21 protein-coding genes are annotated in these 19,404 nt (G+C 63.1%); 10 read left to right on the top strand and 11 right to left on the bottom strand.

Annotated features, from left to right (window positions below):
- Window positions 1-591: 591 nt before the first annotated feature.
- The gene (locus tag AC0L14_RS05985; RefSeq protein WP_244602598.1) at window positions 592-1,206 is read left to right on the top strand and encodes a hypothetical protein; all 615 of its coding nucleotides are present in this window, start codon (window positions 592-594) and stop codon (window positions 1,204-1,206) included.
- Window positions 1,203-1,658: a hypothetical protein gene (locus tag AC0L14_RS05980; RefSeq protein WP_473485625.1), complete on the top strand. Its 456-nt coding sequence runs from the start codon at window positions 1,203-1,205 to the stop codon at window positions 1,656-1,658. Before AC0L14_RS05985 ends, AC0L14_RS05980 begins: the two co-directional genes overlap by 4 nt.
- Window positions 1,659-2,338: 680 nt before the next feature.
- Here the strand turns inward: AC0L14_RS05980 and AC0L14_RS05975 are convergent.
- Entirely contained in the window at window positions 2,339-3,481 is a 1,143-nt protein-coding gene (locus tag AC0L14_RS05975; RefSeq protein WP_473748912.1) for a M14 family metallopeptidase, read from the bottom strand.
- 35 nt (window positions 3,482-3,516) lie between these two features.
- On the bottom strand, window positions 3,517-3,780 hold the full coding sequence (locus AC0L14_RS05970; RefSeq protein ID WP_128169785.1) for a hypothetical protein: 264 nt from the start codon (window positions 3,778-3,780) through the stop codon (window positions 3,517-3,519).
- Between the two features lie 457 nt (window positions 3,781-4,237).
- Between AC0L14_RS05970 and AC0L14_RS05965 the strand changes: the two genes are divergently transcribed.
- The gene (locus AC0L14_RS05965; RefSeq protein WP_258121066.1) at window positions 4,238-4,471 is read left to right on the top strand and encodes a hypothetical protein; all 234 of its coding nucleotides are present in this window, start codon (window positions 4,238-4,240) and stop codon (window positions 4,469-4,471) included.
- Window positions 4,472-4,544: 73 nt separating this feature from the next.
- Here the strand turns inward: AC0L14_RS05965 and AC0L14_RS05960 are convergent, their stop codons facing one another.
- Window positions 4,545-4,838 (bottom strand): hypothetical protein, encoded by a 294-nt coding sequence (locus AC0L14_RS05960; protein ID WP_473748911.1) that lies wholly within the window; start codon window positions 4,836-4,838, stop codon window positions 4,545-4,547.
- A gap of 206 nt (window positions 4,839-5,044) precedes the next feature.
- The gene (locus AC0L14_RS05955) at window positions 5,045-5,542 is read right to left on the bottom strand and encodes a MarR family winged helix-turn-helix transcriptional regulator (protein ID WP_473748910.1); all 498 of its coding nucleotides are present in this window, start codon (window positions 5,540-5,542) and stop codon (window positions 5,045-5,047) included.
- Window positions 5,543-5,672: 130 nt separating this feature from the next.
- Between AC0L14_RS05955 and AC0L14_RS05950 the strand changes: the two genes are divergently transcribed.
- The 7 genes from AC0L14_RS05950 to AC0L14_RS05920 all read left to right on the top strand — a co-directional run bounded on the left by AC0L14_RS05950 (window position 5,673) and on the right by AC0L14_RS05920 (window position 11,267).
- Window positions 5,673-6,167, top strand: coding sequence for a methyltransferase family protein (locus tag AC0L14_RS05950; protein ID WP_473748909.1), 495 nt, complete (start codon window positions 5,673-5,675; stop codon window positions 6,165-6,167).
- A 104-nt stretch (window positions 6,168-6,271) separates the two neighbouring features.
- The gene (locus AC0L14_RS05945) at window positions 6,272-7,069 is read left to right on the top strand and encodes a pyrroline-5-carboxylate reductase (RefSeq protein WP_473748908.1); all 798 of its coding nucleotides are present in this window, start codon (window positions 6,272-6,274) and stop codon (window positions 7,067-7,069) included.
- Window positions 7,066-8,040, top strand: a complete 975-nt coding sequence (locus tag AC0L14_RS05940; RefSeq protein ID WP_473748907.1) for a D-2-hydroxyacid dehydrogenase — start codon at window positions 7,066-7,068, stop codon at window positions 8,038-8,040. Before AC0L14_RS05945 ends, AC0L14_RS05940 begins: the two co-directional genes overlap by 4 nt.
- 249 nt (window positions 8,041-8,289) lie before the next feature.
- Entirely contained in the window at window positions 8,290-8,577 is a 288-nt protein-coding gene (locus AC0L14_RS05935; RefSeq protein WP_287350169.1) for a GIY-YIG nuclease family protein, read from the top strand.
- Window positions 8,578-8,796: 219 nt separating this feature from the next.
- A complete protein-coding gene (locus tag AC0L14_RS05930; RefSeq protein WP_473748906.1) occupies window positions 8,797-9,975 on the top strand; it encodes an NAD(P)/FAD-dependent oxidoreductase in 1,179 nt (392 codons plus the stop codon).
- A gap of 8 nt (window positions 9,976-9,983) precedes the next feature.
- The gene (locus AC0L14_RS05925) at window positions 9,984-10,331 is read left to right on the top strand and encodes a RidA family protein (RefSeq protein WP_473748905.1); all 348 of its coding nucleotides are present in this window, start codon (window positions 9,984-9,986) and stop codon (window positions 10,329-10,331) included.
- Window positions 10,332-10,358: 27 nt separating this feature from the next.
- Window positions 10,359-11,267, top strand: coding sequence for a nitrilase-related carbon-nitrogen hydrolase (locus AC0L14_RS05920; RefSeq protein ID WP_473748904.1), 909 nt, complete (start codon window positions 10,359-10,361; stop codon window positions 11,265-11,267).
- Between the two features lie 117 nt (window positions 11,268-11,384).
- Here AC0L14_RS05920 and AC0L14_RS05915 read toward each other — a convergent pair whose 3' ends face one another.
- From AC0L14_RS05915 to AC0L14_RS05885, 7 genes are read right to left on the bottom strand one after another with little or no spacing between them, the layout of a single operon-like run.
- Complete coding sequence (locus AC0L14_RS05915; protein ID WP_473748903.1) at window positions 11,385-13,232, bottom strand: ABC transporter ATP-binding protein; 1,848 nt, start codon at window positions 13,230-13,232, stop codon at window positions 11,385-11,387.
- Entirely contained in the window at window positions 13,229-14,173 is a 945-nt protein-coding gene (locus AC0L14_RS05910; protein ID WP_473748902.1) for an acetamidase/formamidase family protein, read from the bottom strand. Before AC0L14_RS05910 ends, AC0L14_RS05915 begins: the two co-directional genes overlap by 4 nt.
- Window positions 14,163-15,806 (bottom strand): ABC transporter substrate-binding protein, encoded by a 1,644-nt coding sequence (locus AC0L14_RS05905; RefSeq protein ID WP_473748901.1) that lies wholly within the window; start codon window positions 15,804-15,806, stop codon window positions 14,163-14,165. Before AC0L14_RS05905 ends, AC0L14_RS05910 begins: the two co-directional genes overlap by 11 nt.
- A gap of 44 nt (window positions 15,807-15,850) precedes the next feature.
- Window positions 15,851-16,771 (bottom strand): ABC transporter permease, encoded by a 921-nt coding sequence (locus AC0L14_RS05900; RefSeq protein ID WP_473748900.1) that lies wholly within the window; start codon window positions 16,769-16,771, stop codon window positions 15,851-15,853.
- Window positions 16,768-17,676: an ABC transporter permease gene (locus tag AC0L14_RS05895; RefSeq protein WP_473748899.1), complete on the bottom strand. Its 909-nt coding sequence runs from the start codon at window positions 17,674-17,676 to the stop codon at window positions 16,768-16,770. The genes AC0L14_RS05900 and AC0L14_RS05895 overlap by 4 nt, the downstream gene beginning before the upstream one ends.
- Window positions 17,654-18,256 carry an ANTAR domain-containing response regulator gene (locus tag AC0L14_RS05890; protein ID WP_254022240.1) on the bottom strand — a complete coding sequence of 201 codons (603 nt, stop codon included), beginning with the start codon at window positions 18,254-18,256 and terminating at the stop codon, window positions 17,654-17,656. The genes AC0L14_RS05895 and AC0L14_RS05890 overlap by 23 nt, the downstream gene beginning before the upstream one ends.
- Window positions 18,253-19,380 carry a transporter substrate-binding protein gene (locus AC0L14_RS05885; RefSeq protein WP_473748898.1) on the bottom strand — a complete coding sequence of 376 codons (1,128 nt, stop codon included), beginning with the start codon at window positions 19,378-19,380 and terminating at the stop codon, window positions 18,253-18,255. Before AC0L14_RS05885 ends, AC0L14_RS05890 begins: the two co-directional genes overlap by 4 nt.
- Window positions 19,381-19,404 lie beyond the last annotated feature (24 nt).

Raw genomic sequence — 19,404 nt, 5'->3', positions numbered from 1 at the left:
TAGATTCCCTAGAACCGTTAGCGCGCCGCCCTTACTCCCAGCCGGCATTGCGACGATCACAGGCCGAGATGGGGTGTTGCTCAATATCACTCCGCTATCTGGGTTCGGGCGGCTGATGCCGAACGTCTGCAACTCGCCCGTTTTCAGTCATTGAGGTTGGCCGAATGGAAAGGTCCGTTACGGCTAGATCCGTTCCGAACGCATTCCTCTCTGCAATCTTATGCGACCTTCAGCGAACAAACAACGAACAGCGCCATAACGGCTTTGCTCATATCCCGCTCATCCGCCGTCCGCGATAGCCTCGTCGCGACAATCCTAGGCTGAGTGACCGTCCAAGCCGGGCCGGGCGCTGTTTGATTGCTAGCCGAAAGATTTTCGCGAATTCTTCAAAAAAATCCTTCCTGCGCTTTTTCCAACTCAGCATAATGCCGGCTTGAGGGGGATATGATTGACTCGTCGACACCAGATGCACTCATGCTTCGCCCCGTGCCACTAACCTCGGTACGGGAGAGAGACGGCCGTCCGTACACGCGATTTGCCGACGTCGAAGAGGAAATCGCCGAGGTCCTCCAGTCTGACAGGTCGGGCGCCATGCTGCTTGAGGCGCCCTCGAGATGGAAAACCCAGACGCTCGTCTACTTCGCCCGCAACGGCGGCAAGCGGCGCGAGCTGACTGGTCGCCTGGTGCGCGAGGTCATGACCCGCGCCGGCAAGATCGTGGCGTTGAACTGCCGCGGGTTCAGTCCAACCGACGTCGACGAAATCGCCGGCGAGGTCAGGACTCACCTGGTGAAGCTGATACTCACCGAGACGCCGACCCGGATGTCGGAATACCTCGAGATCGACTTCAGTGGTTCGGTCGCCAGCCAGACCACCAAGCAGCGTGCAAAGCTCAAAGACAAACCCAAGCCGCGCATGGTCGCCAGCGCCTCAACGACCATGAACGACTTGGACCCTCTCGATAGCCTGGTCGACAAGGCGGCAATCAGCGCTCTGGACGAACTCATCCGGAAGACTAGCCCGCCTATCCGCCACTCTCTGGCGAGTTCGACTCATCCCAAGGCATCGCAGTCGAGGCCATCGAACGCTACGAGAAATGTCCGAGACGCTTCTATTATGAGGATGTGTTGCGGTTGCGATCACGGTCCGACCGGGCGCCTTATCTGCGCTTCCTTTCGGTCATCCGGTCGACGCTCAAATGGATGAACGCGGCGGCGCCGGCGGCACGCACCAGCGAGTTCGACGAGCAATTCGAGTTGAGGTGGGCCGAGCAGGGCCCTGTCGATCATCCGCACAACACAGTTTACCGTTCGGCGGCTCGGCAGATGTTGCGCATGGCTCAGCGCGAGTTGATGGGGGAAAACCTTGATCTAAGTCGCGAGGCCCTGGTGGGCACACGGAGGGTTCTGCTCCAGGCTGACAATATTCGGGTGGGCGAAAGCCAGATCGTGGTGCAGCGGCTCAAGGCCGGGCGCCTCGCCAAAAAGGAGACGCAACGAACCCGTGACAAGCTCCTGTTCGCTGCCGTTTCCCGCGATTATCCGACAAAACCGGTCGTCTTCGAGCACGTTTCGCTTCTCACCGGCGACCGCGCTATCGGGGCGACGAAATCTGATTCAAAGATCACTGACGAGGTGACGGCCGTACCGCCAGGATAAGCCGACGCCGATGCGCGATCGTGGCATCCTTGTCGGCGGCCAACCAATCGTCAGGCTTCGCCGCAAGGCTCTCGAGGCAGCGGATGCGCGCCGAGGTCGACAGATTTGTGAGGGTCTTTGCCGACGTGACGTATCATGATCGGTACACATCATTTTGTGCGCTGGTCCGAAATCGTGTCAGCTTGAATTTCAGCTTACGACCCCAATCAGGACCCTGACGCTCCGGCCCTGATAGGCAACCCTTGACCCTGAACAGCCTTAGCCTTCAGCAGTGGCGAACGTCGTAGAAGGGGTGGCAAGCAGAGGGTCGTGAGCAAAGCGCTGAATGACCGGGGTGCGGACAAACGAGCCATCGCTTATAGCGATGGCCACCCTTGCTCCCTTGCGCGAGTCGTGCCCCGAGCCTTTCTTTGGCCTGAAGCTTAACTCGCTGGCGAGCACCCGGGGACGATCAAGCCGCCGCCGAACAGTGCAAGGGGCGGCAGACGGTCTCTCGCCAGCAACCGAAAATGCGGCCCAGATGGGCTCACCGGCCGAACCCCAAGCATCTTGATCGCGCGCGTTTTACGCGGAACGCGCGTGGCTTCGGAGACCGGCGTTTCTCCTTCGGTTAGCTCGATGATCGCAACCGGTTCCTCCGAACTCGTTCCGGAATTCCGGGACCGGTCGTCCTCCGCCTCCTATGCTGCCACAGGCGCCGCCAGGAGCTGTTCGACGAACCGGAATGCAGCCGGACGGTTCTCCTCCCAGGTCGCCAGGATCTGGTCTGGCGGCAGGATGAACCCGCCTTCTTCGAAGGTGCGCGGCCTGAGTTCGACCGTGAACGACGGTATGCCGTAGGTCCCGTAGGTCCAATCCGTTGTATCGCCCGCGGTTGGGTAGAGCTCGGAAGACTGCTGCGGGACATAGGTCTTGCCATGCACCCCCTTAATCAGGGTTTGCATCTCCTGGGCCATCCCCACCATCTGCTCCCGATGCTGAACGTCCGGTATGGGCTTCTCCGTGTAGCCCCAGGGGTAGAGTATGAGCTGAGAGTAGCTGTGATAGGTGATCACGCCGGCGAAGCGTTCGCAGCCTATGAGATCGCGGACCGCCTGGGTCTCCGGCTCGGAGAAAGCGCGCGGGCCGACATAGGTCTCGTCGCTCGGCACGTGGCTGGAAGTGGGCACGTCAAGAATGCCCCACATGTAGCCATAGTTGCGGTTCGGGTCCACGCCGAACGAGCCGTCGTCGTTCCTGCGGCGGTTCTTGCGCCAAAGCCGCTCTTGTGCCCGGCTGTGTTCATGGCCGTCCGGGTTGACCAGCGGGGCGACCCAGACTTCTCCGCTCGTAAGCCAACCTGCGATCGGCGCCTCGTCAGCCCGCTCGACGAGTTCCTTGGCGAGCAGGAAGGGCACTTCCACGGCGATCCACTCGCGCGCGTGGTGGCAGCCCATGAAGAGAACCTTGGGAACACCGCCGCGACGGTCCCCGATCCGCAAGGCAAGAATGGGCCGGCCCTCGATACTTCGGCCGATCTCGATCAATTGGGCGATGTCCGGCTTCGCTTCCGCAAGCTGCCGCAGCTCCTCCTCCAGGCTGGCTGCCGAATGATACTGCTCCGCCGCCTCGGCGCTGGCGAAGGTGGACAGGTGCCGCGCCACATCCTCGAGTTGCTCGACGAGGTAGCCCATGCTGGACAGGCGGTCCAGCTGAGCCTCGGTTGCACGAAGGATCAGGTGATCCGCCTTGACCTCCCAAACGTCGATGCCCAGCGGCACTCGAAGAACGTCCCCAAGCGGCTTCTGCAGTCCCGAAGACGTGACCTTGGCGATCAGGTTCATGCGACCATCTCCTTCCTTCGATAAAGCGAGCCTGATCAAGGACCCTCGGATTGCCCGTCGAGGTGATCGGAGCTGGGTGCTCCACTTTCCAGGTCGGCGATCGTGCGGAGGCGCTCGACGCCAGCTATTCGTCGGCGCTCGAGCTCGGCAATCGTCTGCTCTGAGGCAACCGCCACGACGGCGTCAGCTTCCCGTTCCCAGACATCAAGGCTCAGTGGAACCTTCAGGAGATCGTCGACTTTGCGACCCGCAACTGGAGTGAGACGAACCAGCCAGCGGACCGTCGCGCCCTCCGCCATATCAGGTGCTCCTCGGCATATTATGCAGCCTGTCTCGACTTTAGCCTCTCCCGAAGTGAGCTGCAACGCCGCCCCCGAAGCCGGTCAGCCCATGCCATGCTGTGCAGACCTCCACACCGTTCACGACAATAAGCGACAAGGTCGCCGTTCGCACGCATCGCGGCCGTCCGAATGTCCGCTATCGTTTTTCGGACACCAGAAGTTGCCGGTCTGCTTCCGGCCCCGGTCCTGCCGGACGGCAAGGCGCCCACAAGCGGTCGTCAAGTATGCCCCATAGCTCCATCTGCAACCTTGTGAGAACACGCTAGCCGGCGTTCGACCAACCGGCGGCGGCGGGCGGCCTGAAATGTGCAGATCGAGAGACAGTCGCCCATCACGTTTCCCTTCCACTCTGCCTGTCTGGAACCCAATCGTTTCAGATGACTTGTTCGTTGATAGCTCTTGAAGGGAGAGGCCATTGTCCGCACCTGAGGAAATGGATGTCGTCCTCGAAAAGCTGCCTTTGAGGATCGGCGCCTACATACCTGACGACTTGCTGGAAGACTGGTTCGCGCCGGGAACGGGCATGAACCCGGTCAGCCCGGCAGCGCTGGCGGCCGCCAAGACTTACGGATGGCGCTTCGAATGCGAGTTCAAGCACTATCCCGAACGGATGGAGGGCGTGTTTTGGAAGTGGGTGCCGGCGATCTGATCCGCACAATTGCCATCGGCCCCTTGGCTCTTCAGTGATCGAGGTTGCCGCGAGATCGCTCCCCCTGATCGCCTTAGCCGCCGCCTATCGGCGTCGTCACCTTTCCGGTTCCGCCGCATTCGGGGCAGGTGCGGCCGTCGATCATGCCTGTCCCGGCGCAGCGGTGACACATATGCTCGCCGGCGCCGGCAATGCCTGCCGCGTCGGGATTGGCTTGATCTTCCGCAAGTTGCGCAGGTTTGCCTCGCAACCGGACGGCGGTCTCGTCGACTTCAAGCGGCGTGCTGCCGGGCAGGCCTTCGCCGGATTGGCCTATGGTTTCGTTGCGTGGCCGGTCGTTTGTGCCTGTCGTTATCTTCTGAGCCATTGCAGTACTCTTTTGCGGTGGCGCAGCTCTCAGCTCCTGCGGTTCGAACGCCTCAGCTCCGCAGAGGTTCCGGTTGGCAATCGTTCGCCGGCTGGCCCGGACGGAAGTGGCAACAGCCAAGCGCATCCAGGCTGAAACGGCACGCGATCGGGGAGGCGCTCAAGCAGGATTCCCATCGATGGCGCCGCGCCGCCTTTGCGTCAGCGCTACGGCAGCCGCTCCGAGCGCACTTTCACATCGTCGCTCAGCTGCCGCACGATGCCGGCGGTCTTGCGGATATCCGCTTCGTCGAGAGCGACGCCCATGGTCGAGGCGATCGCTATCAGCTGGGCGTTGAGCTCGCCGTAGCGCACGGCGCCTTTGCGCGTCAGCTGCACAAGCTTCGAGCGCCGGTGTTTTGGATTGTCGATGAATTCGACCAGCCCCTCAGCCGCAAGCTCATCCGCCAGCCGCTGCATGCGCTGACGGCTGGTGGGCCGCATCTGGGCGATCTGCGGCACGGTGAGCGGACCAAGCAGCGCCAGGCTTCGCATGAAGCCGAACGCACCGCCGCCCCAACTGGTGATGAGCCCTGTCTTCTGGCCGAGAGCCCGTATCCTGAAGAAGCACTGGGCCACTTCGAGCATCAGCTCGGTGATCGCCTCGACCTTGCTGTCAACGATGGGGGCTCCCGTCGTTCGGTCAGTCCCGTGTCGTGCCGCCATCGCTTCCGTTCCCTTTGTCCGGGCTAATTTCCGTGTTTGACACCGCTGTTGTCAACTTCTAGAATGACACCTCAGTTGTCATCTATAGCGACTCTCGGCATCGTCGCCCGAGGCATTTGCGGGAGCAGACATGGAAATGGACCCGGCTGGGGAAAAAGTAACCGACAGCGGAACCGCAGGTGTCATCGCGAGACCGCCGCTGCTGTTTCTCGCTGCTTTCCTGATTGGCTTCGTGCTGGATCGCCTGCTGCGCTTGCCGTTCCCCAGGAATGACCTGGTCACCTGGATCACCGGCGGCTCCCTGATCCTGATCGGTTTTGCGCTTTTCGCCGCGGGCATTCGCAACTTCCTGCGCGCGGAGACGCCGGTGCCCACGAATGAGCCGACGCGCGTGCTGGTGACGACCGGCATCCACGGCTGGACGCGCAATCCGATCTACCTCGGCATGTTCCTCATCTATGGCGGCATGGGCGTCGCCGCGCAGAATATCTGGATCCTTGTCCTCACGCTGCCGCTTGCAATCCTGATCCGCTACGGCGTCGTCGCCCGCGAAGAGGCCTATCTCGAGCGGCGTTTCGGCGATGCGTATCGCGACTACAAGCATCGCGTGCGGCGGTGGCTCTGAACGTCGCAGGAAAGCCGATCGCGTGCTCTGATCCCAAAGTCCTGCCGAGCTGGTACTATTTTGTCGGCTGGCGACGATCCAGAACCAACGCTTAGGGATTTCAAATGAAACTCGGCTTCATTGGCACAGGCGCGCTCACGTCAGCGATTGTCACCGGACTTAAATCCGCCGCAGACAATTCCGTATCGGTGCTCCTGTCGCCCCGTAGTCAAGAAATCGCTGCCGGCCTGGCGCTTCGCTATCCAGATGTACGCGTTGCACCCGATAATCAGGCCGTCCTCGACAATTGCGATACTGTCATGCTGGCGGTTCGGCCGCAGATTGCCCATGAGGTGCTTGCAGGATTGCAGTTTCGTCGGGACCATCACGTCGTAAGCTTGATCGCCATCCTGTCGCGCGAGGAAATAGCCACGTTGATCGCTCCCGTGGAGCAGGTGACAAAAGCACTTCCCATGCCGATGATCGCTCACAGGCAGGGAGCGACGATCATCAGTCCGCCCGATCCGCGCATGGCGGCATTGTTCGGCCGGCTGGGAAAGGTGATCGAGGTCGAGGATCCGAGCGAGTTCGACGCGCTGAGCGTCGTTACCGCGACATTCGCCAGCTATTTCAAATATCTCGATACGATCCATGGCTGGCTGAAACAGCATGGCGTCGCGGACGCGCGGGCGCGCGACTATATCGCCACCATTTTCAAAGCGCTGGCCAACGCACCGGAAACAGCGCCGGATACCGGCTTCATGGATCTGGCGAAAGACTATGCAACACGCGGCGGGATCAACGAACAGGTTGTGCGCGAGCTCACGGCCCGGAACGTATTTGACGCCTTCGCAGAAAGCCTGGATGGCGTGCATCGGCGTATCTCGGCAGGAGCAGCGCCGCGCACCGGCCCTCCATCATGACGATGACCGTTGGTCCTGCCGTAATCCTCCACACCAGCTCGCCAGCCATGGCGATGAAGCTGTTGCGGGACAAGCATCCGGGGCTGTCGGTCTATCCTTGTGACAGCTACGCCGGTCTGGCCGCCCTGATAGAAGAGACCAAGGCCGAGATCGTTTACTCCATGCGCTTCGACGGCACAGCGCGCTTTCCGCGTTCCGCTCTCCTGGAAAGCCCGACGGTGAAATGGGTGTCGGTCGGCGGGTCGGGGACGGATCATCTGGGTCGCTGGAACCCCGAAAAGGTGACGGTGACGAACGCCGCCGGTGTCGCGGCCGACATGATGGCCGAGTACGCGCTGGGGGCGATGCTGTCCTTCTCGCTGGGTCTTCGAAATTTCGCCAGGCATCAGCGCGCGCGGACATGGATCACTGGGGCAGTCGAGCCAATCCAGGGCAAGACCTTGCTGCTGCTCGGCCTCGGCAGGACCGGGCAGGCATTGGCCCGGCGCGCCAAGGCCTTGGAGCTCACGACGCTGGGCGTGCGTGCGCATCCGAGGCCAACCGCCGATGTCGACGAGGTTCACGGTATCGAGGCATTGCCGGGGCTTTGGGGCCGGGCCGACTTCATCACCTGTTGCGTGCCGCTGCTGGAGACGACGCGCGGGCTGATCGGCGCTGCGGCGTTTGCCGCGATGAAGCCGTCGGCGGTGCTCATCGACGTTTCGCGTGGCGGCGTCGTCGATGAGGCAGCACTGCTGTCGGCGCTCGACGGCGGCCGCATCAAAGGCGCCGCGCTCGATGTGTTTTCGACCGAGCCGCTGCCGGCGGATCATCCACTTTGGAGCTATGAGAACGTGATCGTCACGCCGCATTGCTCGTCGGTCTACGATGGCTGGGAGGAGAAAGCGCTTGACATGTTCTCAGACAATCTCAGCCGCTATCGGCGCGGCGAAAAGCTGCTCGGCGTTGTCGATCCAATGCGCGGCTACTAGTTCCTCTGCACAGAGGATTTGGTTCTTTGACTGAGCCTGAAGGAGGCTGTGATGGTTGCCGCCGACCGATCTCCTCCTGCCAATCTCGAGGGTTTGCGATTAGCCATAAGCCACCTCGTCATCCCAGGGCGGAGCAAGGAGCGCAGCGACGCGGCGCAGACCCTGGGATCCATTCCGTGACATCAGCCGAAGAATGCAGCGGACCAGAACGGTGCTTGCATCCGCAACGGTGGCAGCTACCCTTCCACCATGACCGGCTATGCCTATATGACCGCGAGCCAGAAGCGCGGCACGATCTACATCGGTGTCACCAACGATCTTGGCCGCCGCATGCCGGAGCACAAATCCGGCCAGGGCTCGCGCTTCACCAGCCGCTACGGTGTGCAGCGTCTGGTCTGGTACGAAGAATATTTCGACATTCGCGATGCCATCCAGCGCGAGAAGTCGCTGAAGCGCTGGCCACGCCAATGGAAGATCGAGCTGATTGAGAAGACCAACCCTGAATGGTTCGAGCTTTTTCGCGGGACCGGGTGGTAGCGTTCGGTTCTGGTCCGCTGGAGCACTGCCGCCAGGGAACGGCATGGATCCCAGGGTCTGCGCCGCGTCGCTTCGCTCCTTGCTCCGCCCTGGGATGACGAAGAGAGGGATGTTTCAGCCAATCCTAGAGGTTTGCGATTTGCCACTGAAATTGGCTGAGAGGAATTGTCGACGGTCGCTGCCGCAACCTGTCAAAATCACTGTGCAGAGGAACTAGCGATGAAGTCTCCCGACGGCGCCTCGATACAGGAAGCCGATATCGCGATCATCGGCGGCGGCATTGCCGGAGCGAGTGCGGCCTATGAACTGGCGGCCGTCTCGTCGGTCATCCTGCTCGAGCGCGAAAGCCATTGCGGCTACCATTCCACCGGCCGGTCGGCCGCGAGCTTTACCGAGAATTACGGCAACGCCATCATCCGACGGCTGGCGATCGCCAGCCGGTCTTTTCTCGAAGCGCCGCCCGAGGGCTTTTGCGATCATCCCTTGATGCTTCCGCGTGGCATGCTGACCATCGCGCGCCAGGATCAGCTGGGCCGGCTTGAAGAGGAACTCGAAAGGGCCCGCCAACTGGTCCCGTCGATCCATCGGGTCAGCCCCGAACAGGCGTTGGCGCGCGTGCCGGTGCTGCGAGCAGATTATGTCGCCGGTGCGATCGTCGAACCGGGGTCTCGCGAGATCGACGTCAACGAACTTCATCAGGGCTTCCTGCGCAATGCGCGCAAGCCTGGCGGCCGGATCGTCACCAAAGCAGGCGTCGAGGCGATCGAGCGGCACAAGGATCGCTGGATCCTGCAGACGAGCCAGGGACTATTCGCCGCGCCGATCCTCGTCAACGCGGCCGGCGCCTGGGCCGACAGGATCGCTGCGTTGGCCAAAATTGCCCCGATCGGCCTGGTGCCGAAGCGACGCACTGCGTTCCATGTCGCGGCACCGGATGGCGTCTCCATTGCCGGCTGGCCGCTGGTCAACGATGTCGGCGAGGAATTCTACTTCAAGCCGGACGCCGGCCGGATTTTCGTCTCGCCGGCGGATGCCACACCGAGCGAGCCGATGGACGCCTATCCCGACGATTTCGATGTCGCCGTAGGCGTCGATCGCCTGCAGCGCGCGACGACGATCGACGTGCGCCGGATAGAACACCAATGGGCGGGCCTGCGCAGTTTTGTCAGCGACGCCTCGCCGGTGGTAGGCTTTGACGTCAAGGCCGAGGGCTTTTTCTGGCTGGCGGGCCAGGGCGGCTACGGCATCAAGACATCACCGGCGCTGGCCAGGGCATGTCGCGATCTGATCGGCACCGGACGCTTGCCGGATGATCTGTTGCGTCAAGGCATCGAGCCGGGCGATCTTGCGCCTGGCCGGATCGGGGCGACATCCGCGCCTGAGGAAAAAGCATCGTGAGGAAGGACATGACAATCGAACGCTTCGAGAATGGCCCACGCTTCTGCCGCGTGCTCAGCCACAATCGCATTGTCTATCTGGCCGGCATGACGGCCGACGATCTGTCGGGCGACACCACGCAGCAGACGCGCGACGTGCTCGCCAAGATCGACACCTATCTGGCGAAGGCCGGCAGCGACAAGTCCAGGATCCTGAGCGCCACGGTATGGCTGCGCGATATTGCCGATTTCGACAAGATGAACGCCGCCTGGGATGCCTGGATCGACAAAAGCGCCATGCCGGTGCGGGCGACGGTCGAGGCCCGGCTCGCCGGCGACGGCTACCGCGTCGAGATCATGGTGACCGCCGCAGCCTGAACTGCGATCTATTGGGGAGACGACGCCATGGCTCGAGACCTGACCATCGCAGTCTGCCAGACAGGCCCGATACAGAAAGGCGCGCAACGGCCCGAAACAGTGGACCGGCTCGTCGCGCTTCTGGAAAAAGCGGCGGCCGCCGGCGCGGAAATCGCGGTGTTTCCCGAACTGGCGCTGACGACCTTCTTTCCGCGTTGGCGGATCGACGACCAGGCCGAGATCGAGGCGTTCTTCGAGCCCGCCATGCCGGGCCCGCAGACGCAGCGCCTTTACGACGCCGCGGCGCGGCTCAAGATAGGCTTCGCGCTCGGCTATGCCGAGCTGACGCGCGTCGACGGGGTCCACTTCAACACGATGGATCTGGTCGGGCAGGACGGCAAGCTTGTCGGGCGCTATCGCAAAATCCATGTGCCGGGATCGACTGAGCCGGAACCGGGCACGACCGTGCATCTGGAACGCCGGTATTTCGAGCCCGGCAATCTCGGTTTTCCGGTCTTCGTCTATCGCGGCGTGCGCGTCGGCATGGCCATCTGCAACGACCGGCGCTGGCCGGAGACCTACCGTATGCTCTGTCTCAACGGCGCGGAAATCGTCCTTATCGGCTACAACACGCCGCTGCTGCTCGATGAGGCGCCGGCGCTGGCGCATCTGCGCATGTTCCACAATCATTTGCCGATGCAGGCCGGCGCCTATCAGAACACGGTCTGGGTCGCGGCAGCGGCCAAGGCCGGCCTCGAGGACGGCCAGGCCTTGATCGGCGGCTCCTGCATCATTGCCCCAACCGGCGAAATCGCGGCACAGGCGACGTCGCTCGACGATGAGGTGATCGTCCATCGCGCCGATCTCGACCTGATCGCCGTCTGCCGCAAGGTGAATTTCGACTTCGCCAGATATCGCCGGCCCGACCAATATCGGCTGATCGCAGGTTTGAGGTGACAGTCCTTGCTGGCATTAGAGCGCTTTGCGTTTTGGTGGAACCAAAACGGCGCCCTAACTCGTTATTTTAACGCATTTTGTCGGACGCCAAACGAAGACGTTTGGCTGCAAAATGCTCTAGGAAACAGCAACGAGATGACCGTTGCCAAGATCCTTCAGGGCCAGTTTCGGCGGCTCTTCGCCGATTTTTCGGGTCGCGCTCGGGATCTCCTGGTCGAGACGCGCAAAACGCGGCCGGCGCCTTGCCGGATCGGGCACCGGCACGGCCTCGATCAAGCGCTTCGTGTAGGGGTGGCGCGGGTTCGAGAAGACTTGGTCGCGGGTGCCCATTTCGACGATCTGGCCGAGATACATGACGGCGACACGATCGGAAATGTTCTCGACCACCGCCATGTCGTGCGAGATGAACAGATAGGCGATGCCGAATTCGCGCTGCAGTTCCTTCAAGAGGTCGAGCACGCGGGCCTGCACCGACACGTCGAGCGCCGAAACGCTCTCGTCGGCGATGATGAGTTTGGGTCTGAGCGCCAGAGCGCGCGCGATGCAGATGCGCTGGCGCTGGCCGCCCGAGAATTCGTGTGGATAGAGCTCCATCTGGTCGGCCGACAGGCCGACGCGCTCGAACAGCGCCGCCACAAGCTGGCTGCGCTCTTCCTTCGAGGCGATGCCATGGATCAACAGCGGCTCGGCAACGAGGTCGCCGACGCGCATGCGCGGGTCAAGCGAGGCATAGGGATCCTGGAAAATCATCTGCACGTCGCGGCGAACCGCCTTGCGCTGGTCACGGCCAAGGCCCGCCAGATTGCGCCCGCCGATCACGATATCGCCGTGGTAGGGCACAAGCCCCGCCAGCGCCTTGGCGGTGGTCGACTTGCCGCAGCCGGATTCGCCGACCAGCGCCAGCGTCTCGTGCGGCGCGATCGAAAAGCTGATGCCTTCGACGGCGTGGACACGGCGGTTCACTTGGCCGAAGAAGCCACCGCGCAGGTCGAAATGGACATGCAGATCGTTGACCACCGCCACGCTTCCGGGCATTTCCGCTTCGATGGATTTTTGTTCGGCGGATTTTTGGCGGCCGATACCGGTACCAATGCGCGGCACGGCAGCGAGCAGCTCGCGCGTGTAGTCGGCTTGCGGGCGGGCAAAAATATCGGTGGCGGTTCCCTGCTCGACCATGCGGCCGTGCCGCATGATGACGACGCGATCGGCCATTTCGGCAACCACGCCCATGTCGTGGGTGATGAGGATGATGCTGGTGCCGTGTTCGCGCTGCAGATCGCGCAGCAGTTCCAGCACCTCGCCTTGCACGGTGACGTCGAGCGCCGTCGTCGGTTCGTCGGCGATCAGCACATCCGGTTTCAGCGCCAGCGCCATGGCGATCATCACGCGCTGGCGCATGCCGCCGGACAGTTCGTGCGGAAACTGTTTTAGCCGGCTTTCGGCTTCCGGGATGCGGACAGCCTTCAGCGCCTCGATGGCGTGCCGGCGCGCCTCGGCGCCGGACAGACCGGTATGAGCCTCGATGGACTCGACCAGCTGCCGGCCGATCGACAGCACCGGATTGAGCGAGGTCATCGGCTCCTGGAAGATCATCGCGATGCGGTCGCCGCGAATGCGGCGCATCCGACGCTCATCGAGCAAAGCCAGATCGATGTCGCCCCGATCTGTGTCATCCTGATCTCTGGCACGAAGCCGGATCGTGCCGGATTCTATCCGGGCAGCAGGCTGTGGCAGCAATTGCATGATCGCCAGCGCCGTCATCGATTTGCCGGAGCCGGATTCGCCGGCAATGCAAAGCGTCTCGCCGCGCGCGAGCGTCAGCGATAGGTCTGACACAACCGGCCGCTCGCCGTCTTCGCTACGCACGCTGACGGTCAGGCCGGAGATCTCCAGCACCGCTCCGGCCGTGGCCGAAACAGCCGGAGCGGCAGCCCCGGCCCGCTTGCTGGTTGCGCCTTTGCTCATTCGAAGACGCAGCGCGGGAAGTAGAACGACACCACCCAGTTCGGCATGTCGACGATCTCGCTGATCCGGAGATCGCCGCAGACCGATACCAGCATGTAGGCCTCGACCGGGTCCATTCCGTAGCGGCCGGCAAGCAGGTCGATCATCTGGGAGACCGCTTGCCTGGCGCCCGTCATCAGGTCCGGTCCGATGCCGGTCGTCACCTCATAGCCCTTGGCATCGAGATGGCGCGTCACCGGGCCAGGCGTGGTGAAGCGCGGTGTCTTCAACCGCGCATTTTTAACCAGGTCGAGCTTGAGCACGACATCCATCGGGCTTTCGATCGCCGTGCCGCACACTTCGCCGTCGCCCTGCGCGGCATGCGTATCGCCGACCGAAAACAGCGCACCGGCCACCTCCACCGGCAGATAAAGCGTGGTGCCGGCCGCGAGATCGCGGATGTCGAGATTGCCGCCGACACGCCTTGGCGGCACCACCGAGTGGAGGCCCATTTCAGCCGGCGCGTTGCCGATGGTGCCGGCAAAGGGTTTCAGCGGCACGCGGGCTTGTCTGCCGAACAGCGCCGGTTCGAGCGAGGCGGCGTCGTATTTCCAGATGTTCAGCGCTGGTTCCGGGAAGTCGTCGGCGAGCAGGCCGAACCCCGGAATGTTCGCCGTCCAACCGAAGCCCGACGGCTTGAACGCCTCAATTGTGATCTTCAGTGCGTCGCCCGGCTCGGCACCTTCGACGAAGATGGGCCCGGTGACGGGGTTCACCTTGGCGAAGTCGAGCAAAGCGACGTCGTCCACAGTGCTGTCCAGCGTCAGCTGGCCACCCGACGCATCGAGGCACTGGAACTCGATCGTCGAACCGGGCGCCACCCGCTCAGTCGGGACAAAGGAATTGTCCCAGCCGAAATGGTGATGGCGCCCATGGATGGTGTAGTCGCAGTTATTGCACATCGGTCACATACACATTGTCATAGTTGATCGGGATATGGACGGGGTCGACATAGAGATTGTCGGCGCCGCCCATCCGGGCCGATTTCATGGTGAAACGCTTCTCGTTGAAGACCGGCGCCCAGGGCGCGTCTTCCATGATCTTGCGGTAGATCGCGCTCCACATCTTGGCACGTTCGCCTGATTTGGCCGGATCGACGATCGAGTCGGCCTCCGCCGCCTTGGCGTCGAGATCCTTGTTGCAATACCACGACCAGTTCCAGCCGCCCGGAACCGCGCCGGCGCAGCCGAGAATCGGCCCGTAGAAGTTCGACGGATCGGGGAAATCGGCGATCCAGGCCATGCCGCCGGACCAGATCATCGGCGCGCCGGCCTTGTCGCCGCCGGCGGCGATGACATTGGCCTGCGCGAGCGACTGGATGCTGGCCTTGATGCCGATGGCCGCCAGGTCCTGCTGGATCGCCTGGGCGATGCGCGGGTTGGGATCGGTGTTCATGGCGAACAGCTGGGTGTCGAAACCGTCGGGATGGCCGGCCTCGGCAAGCAAAGCCTTGGCCTTGGCCACGTCATAGGGATAGCCCTTGAATTCCTTGTCGTAGCCGGGCATCGACGGCGGCAGCGGCTGATTGGCCGGCACCGCACGGTTGTTGATCAACTGGACGATACGGTTCTTGTTGATCGCCATGTTGACCGCTTGCCGCACCTTCACATTGTCGAAGGGCGCCATTGTGGTGTTCATGGTGATGTAGCCGGTGTGCAACTGGCCGCCCTCGACGACGCGGGCCTTCTGCTCGGGATCGGCCATCACCTCCTGGAACTTAGCCGGCGGAATGATGTCGCCGGGAATATCGATCTCGCCCTTCTGCAGCCGCAGCAGCGCCACGATCGGCTCCTGCCCAATCTCGAAGGTGATCTTGTCGAGATGCGGCAGGCCCTTGTGCCAGTAATCCGGGTTGCGCTCGAAGACGACGCGCTGGCCGAGCGTCCATTCGGCGAACTTGAAAGCCCCGGTGCCGACCGGATGCTTGCCAAAATCCGCGCCGTATTTCTCGACCTCCTCCTTCGGCACGACATGCGAGAAGTTGATGGCCATGACATGCAGGAAGGTGGCATCGGGCCGGGTCAGTTCGAACTTGATCGTGTAGGGATCGACGACGGTGACGCCCGCCAGGCTTTCCGCCTTGCCGGCAGCGACATCCTCATGGCCCTTGATCGAGCCGAAGAAGCCGGCGCCCGGGCTCTGCGTCTTCGGATTGGTGACGCGATCGAGCGAATATTTCACGTCGTCAGCAGTCATCTCGCGGCCATTGTGGAACTTCACCCCTTGGCGCAACTTGAAGGTGAAGGTCTTGCCGCCGGGCGCGATCTCGTAGCTCTCGGCGAGGTCGGGCCGCAGGTTGGTGGTGCCCGGCTCGTAGTCCATCAGCCCGTCGAACAGGCTCTTGATCATAGACCAGTTCTGCCAGTCATAGCCGATGGCCGGATCGAGCGTGGCGACGTCGTCCTTGTAGGTGATGGTGATCGCGCCGCCCTGCTTGGCGTTCGGATCGACGGCGTGTTCGGCGCGTACGCTTGTCATGCCGAGCATCAGCGCGAGCGCCGATGCCGCAACGGTGGAGGTCAAGATTTTTTTCATCTCATGTTCCCTTTCTCTGGTTTTATCGGTCTCTTTTTTGGTTTTCATCTGAGCTTGATGCGCGGGTCGATGAACGGTGCGACGGTGTCGGCCAGGAGATTGCCGAGCACGATGGCGAAGGCCGAAACCAGGGTGACGCCCATGATGATCGGAATGTCGACGCGCTGGATGGCCTGCCAGGCAAGCTGGCCGATGCCGGGCCAGCCGAACACGCTTTCGACCACCACGATGCCGCCCATGAAGATGCCGATGTCGATGCCGATCATGGCGATGACCGGCAGGATGGCGTTGGGCAGTGCGTGGCGGAAGATGATGGCGCCGCGCGCAAGGCCCTTGGCGCGGGCGGTCCGCATATAGTCCTGGCGCAGCACGTCGATCATCGACGAGCGCATCATGCGGGCGTACCAGCCGGCGCCGAGGATCCCCATGGTCAGCGAGGGCAGCACCAAATGGCGCCAGGTGCCGTAGCCGCCGATCGGAAACCAGCCGAGCCGCACGGCGAACACATAGAGGAGCAGCAGGCCGACGACGAACTGCGGCGCCGAGACGCCGACAAAGGACGCGACCATCAGGGTCTGGTCGGTGGCGGTGCCGCGCCTGACGGCGGCAAGCAGGCCCATCGTCAGGCCGATCGCCAGCTCGCAAAGGATGGCGCCGACCATCAAAAGCAGGCTTGCCGGCAGCCGCGAGACGATAAGCTCCGTGACCTCGGAACGCTGGATGTAGGAGCGCCCGAGATCGCCGCTGAGCAGGCTGGTCAGATAATGCCAGTACTGGATGAAGAAGGGCTGATCGAGACCGAGTTGCCGGCGGATGCTCTCGACCGTCTCGGGTGTGGCGCTGCGGCCGGCGATCTGGCGGACGGGGTCGGCGGGCAGCAGGTAGAGCAGCGCAAAGGTGATCAGCGAGACGCCGAGCAGGATGAGCACGGACTGAATGACGCGGCGGCCGAGATAGGCGATCATGCCCGACCCCTTTGCGTCGGATCGAGGATGTCGCGCAGCGCATCGCCGATGAGGTTGAAGGCCAGCGCCAGCGCCAGGATCGCCGCACCCGGAAAGAAGACCAGCCAGGGCGCTGCCTGGAAATAGGTCTGGTTCTCGAAAATGATGTTGCCCCAGGATGCGGTCGGCGGCTGCACGCCGATGCCGAGATAGCTGAGCGTTGCTTCGAGCAGCACCGTGGTCGAGATACCGAGCGTGCCCCAGACGATGATCGTCGGCAGCAGATGCGGCAGGATATGGCGAAACAGGATGCGTGGTGCGCTGGCACCGATCGTACGCTCGGCGTCGATGAACTCGCGCTCGGCGAGCGAGCTGGTCTCGGTGTAGATGACCCGCGCGGTCTGCACCCAGTTCACCAGTGCGATCACCATGGCAACGATCCACAGGCTCGGCTGGAGTACCGCCGCCAGGCAGATGGCGAGCAGCAGCGCCGGAAAGGCCATCATCAGATCGGTGAAGCGCATCAGCGCGCTGCCGATCCAGCCGCGGAAATAGCCCGCGGTGACGCCGACCAGCGTGCCGATCAGAAGCGCCACGCCGTTGGCGACGATGCCGATGATCAGCGAAGTGCGCGCGCCGAAAAGGATGCGGGTCAGCAGATCGCGGCCGAGCAGATCCGTGCCCAGCCAGAAGCTGGCGTTCGGCGGCAAGGGCGCGCCTTCAAGCGTCAGCCCGTCGAACATCTGCTCGTTTGGATCGTAGCCCGTCAGCCACGGCGCCAGGATGGCGCCAGCCACGACGACGGCAACGATCACCAGGCCGATCAATGCCAGAGGACGCTTGACCAGGCGCCGCCAGACGCCGGCGCGCGGCCTGGCCGGCATGCGCCCGGTTGCCGGAAGATCAGGCGCGATGGGACTGGTCATCGCCGCCTTCTTCTTCCGTCATCGCCACGATCCTGCGCGCGGCCTCCTCGACGCTGATCTGCCAGCTCATCGCCAGCGACCGGAGCTGCGCATAGGCGCGGCCGTCCTCGGCGCCTTTCGACAAGGCCTCCACCGCGCGCACGATGGTCTGGCGCTCCGCGACGCGCAGGCGAAGCGACGATATCTCGTTTGCCAAAAGCTTGCGCGCCTCGAAACTCTGCCGCGCGATCAACAGGGCGCTGTAGACGCCGGCATTGCCGACCGGCTTCAGCAACTGGGCGTCGGCCTTGTGCGACAGCGCCCACTCGATGCGGCCTGGCGCTTCGGAGCCGATCAGCGCCACCAGCGGCATCGGCGCCTCACCCGGCGCCCATGGGAATTGTTCGTCGAAGCCGAGGTCGGCATCGAAGAAGACGAAATCCGCTGCCAGCGCCTCGGCCGGCAGTTCCGGCCAGCAGCCGACCGTCTCGAGGCCGATGGCCGACAATTGCCGCGTGATCGCCTGCACCGTCGGATGCGGACGATGCAGGACAAAGGCCCTGGCGCCGCCGAGATTCGGGATGCGCGGGACCTTGCTCACGACACCACCCTCAGGCGTGGGCGGCCGAACGTCTCGGTCCGGTCATAGCGGGACAGATAGGGATCGGGCGCGACTCCCTTGGTCAGCGTGACGGTCTTGAATGCGGTCCCCTCGATGCGCCCGATCTGCACTGGCAAGGTGGCGTGCTGGGTTTGCGGATCGATGGAGATGTCGCCGAGCGGGGTTCGAAACGAGGTTCCGGCAAAGGCCTGGGGAAGGTCCGGCCATTGTGCGCCGGGATTGCGGGCGAGGATATCGGCAAGCGTCCGCACCGAGGCGTAGGCCGCCGCCTCGAAGGACGAGGCAGGCATGATGGAGGGCGCCGAATCGCCCTGGCGATCCGCTGCCGAGATATCGTGAAAGTACGGCCCGACGGAAAGGTGGCCATTGCCCGCCTCGTTGAGCGCCGGCAACTCGCATTCGGTGAGATTGCAGGACAGGATCGGGCAGCGCTCCGGCCTGAAATGCGGGTCGCGTTCGGCAAGTTCGGCATAGGCCGCGATGAAGGCATAGGACGAGGAGCCGATCAGGTTGTTCAGGATGAACTCCGGCCGGGTGGCCTGGATCTCGGCGATCAGCCTGGAGACATCGACCTCGCCGAGCGGCAGATAACGTTCGCCCAAAACCTTGCCGCCGGCGTCGGCGATCAGGTCGCGGGCGACACGGTTGGTCTCCCAGCCCCAGATATAGTTCGAGCCGAGCAGGAAGCCGTTGGCGCCGAAGCGCGGCACGACATGGGCCAGCAGCGGAACGAGATGCTGGTTTGGGCAAGCGTGCATGTAGACGACATGCTCGTTTGCTTCGAAGCCCTCATAGGGACAGGCATACCAGAGCGTGCCGCCGGCGCGCTCGAGGATCGGAATGACCTCCTTGCGGCTCCACGACGTGATGCAGCCAATGATGTGGCGCGCACTGCTGTTGGCGAGAATGTCGGCGCAGCCCGTCGCGTAGCCATCGATGTTGCCTTGCGGATCGCGCTCCACCGGAACGAATTCGATCGGGATGGCGGAATCGGCGTTGATGTCGGCGATGGCCGTCATCGCACCGGAACGGCAGGATTCGGACAGCAGGCGGTAGTTGCCCGACCGCGAGTAAAGGATGCCGATTTCGATACGCCGTCCCAAAGCAAATCCCCAAAAATAACAATG

Source organism: Mesorhizobium sp. WSM4841 (assembly GCF_055811515.1).
This window is presented reverse-complemented; position numbering and strand designations above follow the sequence as displayed.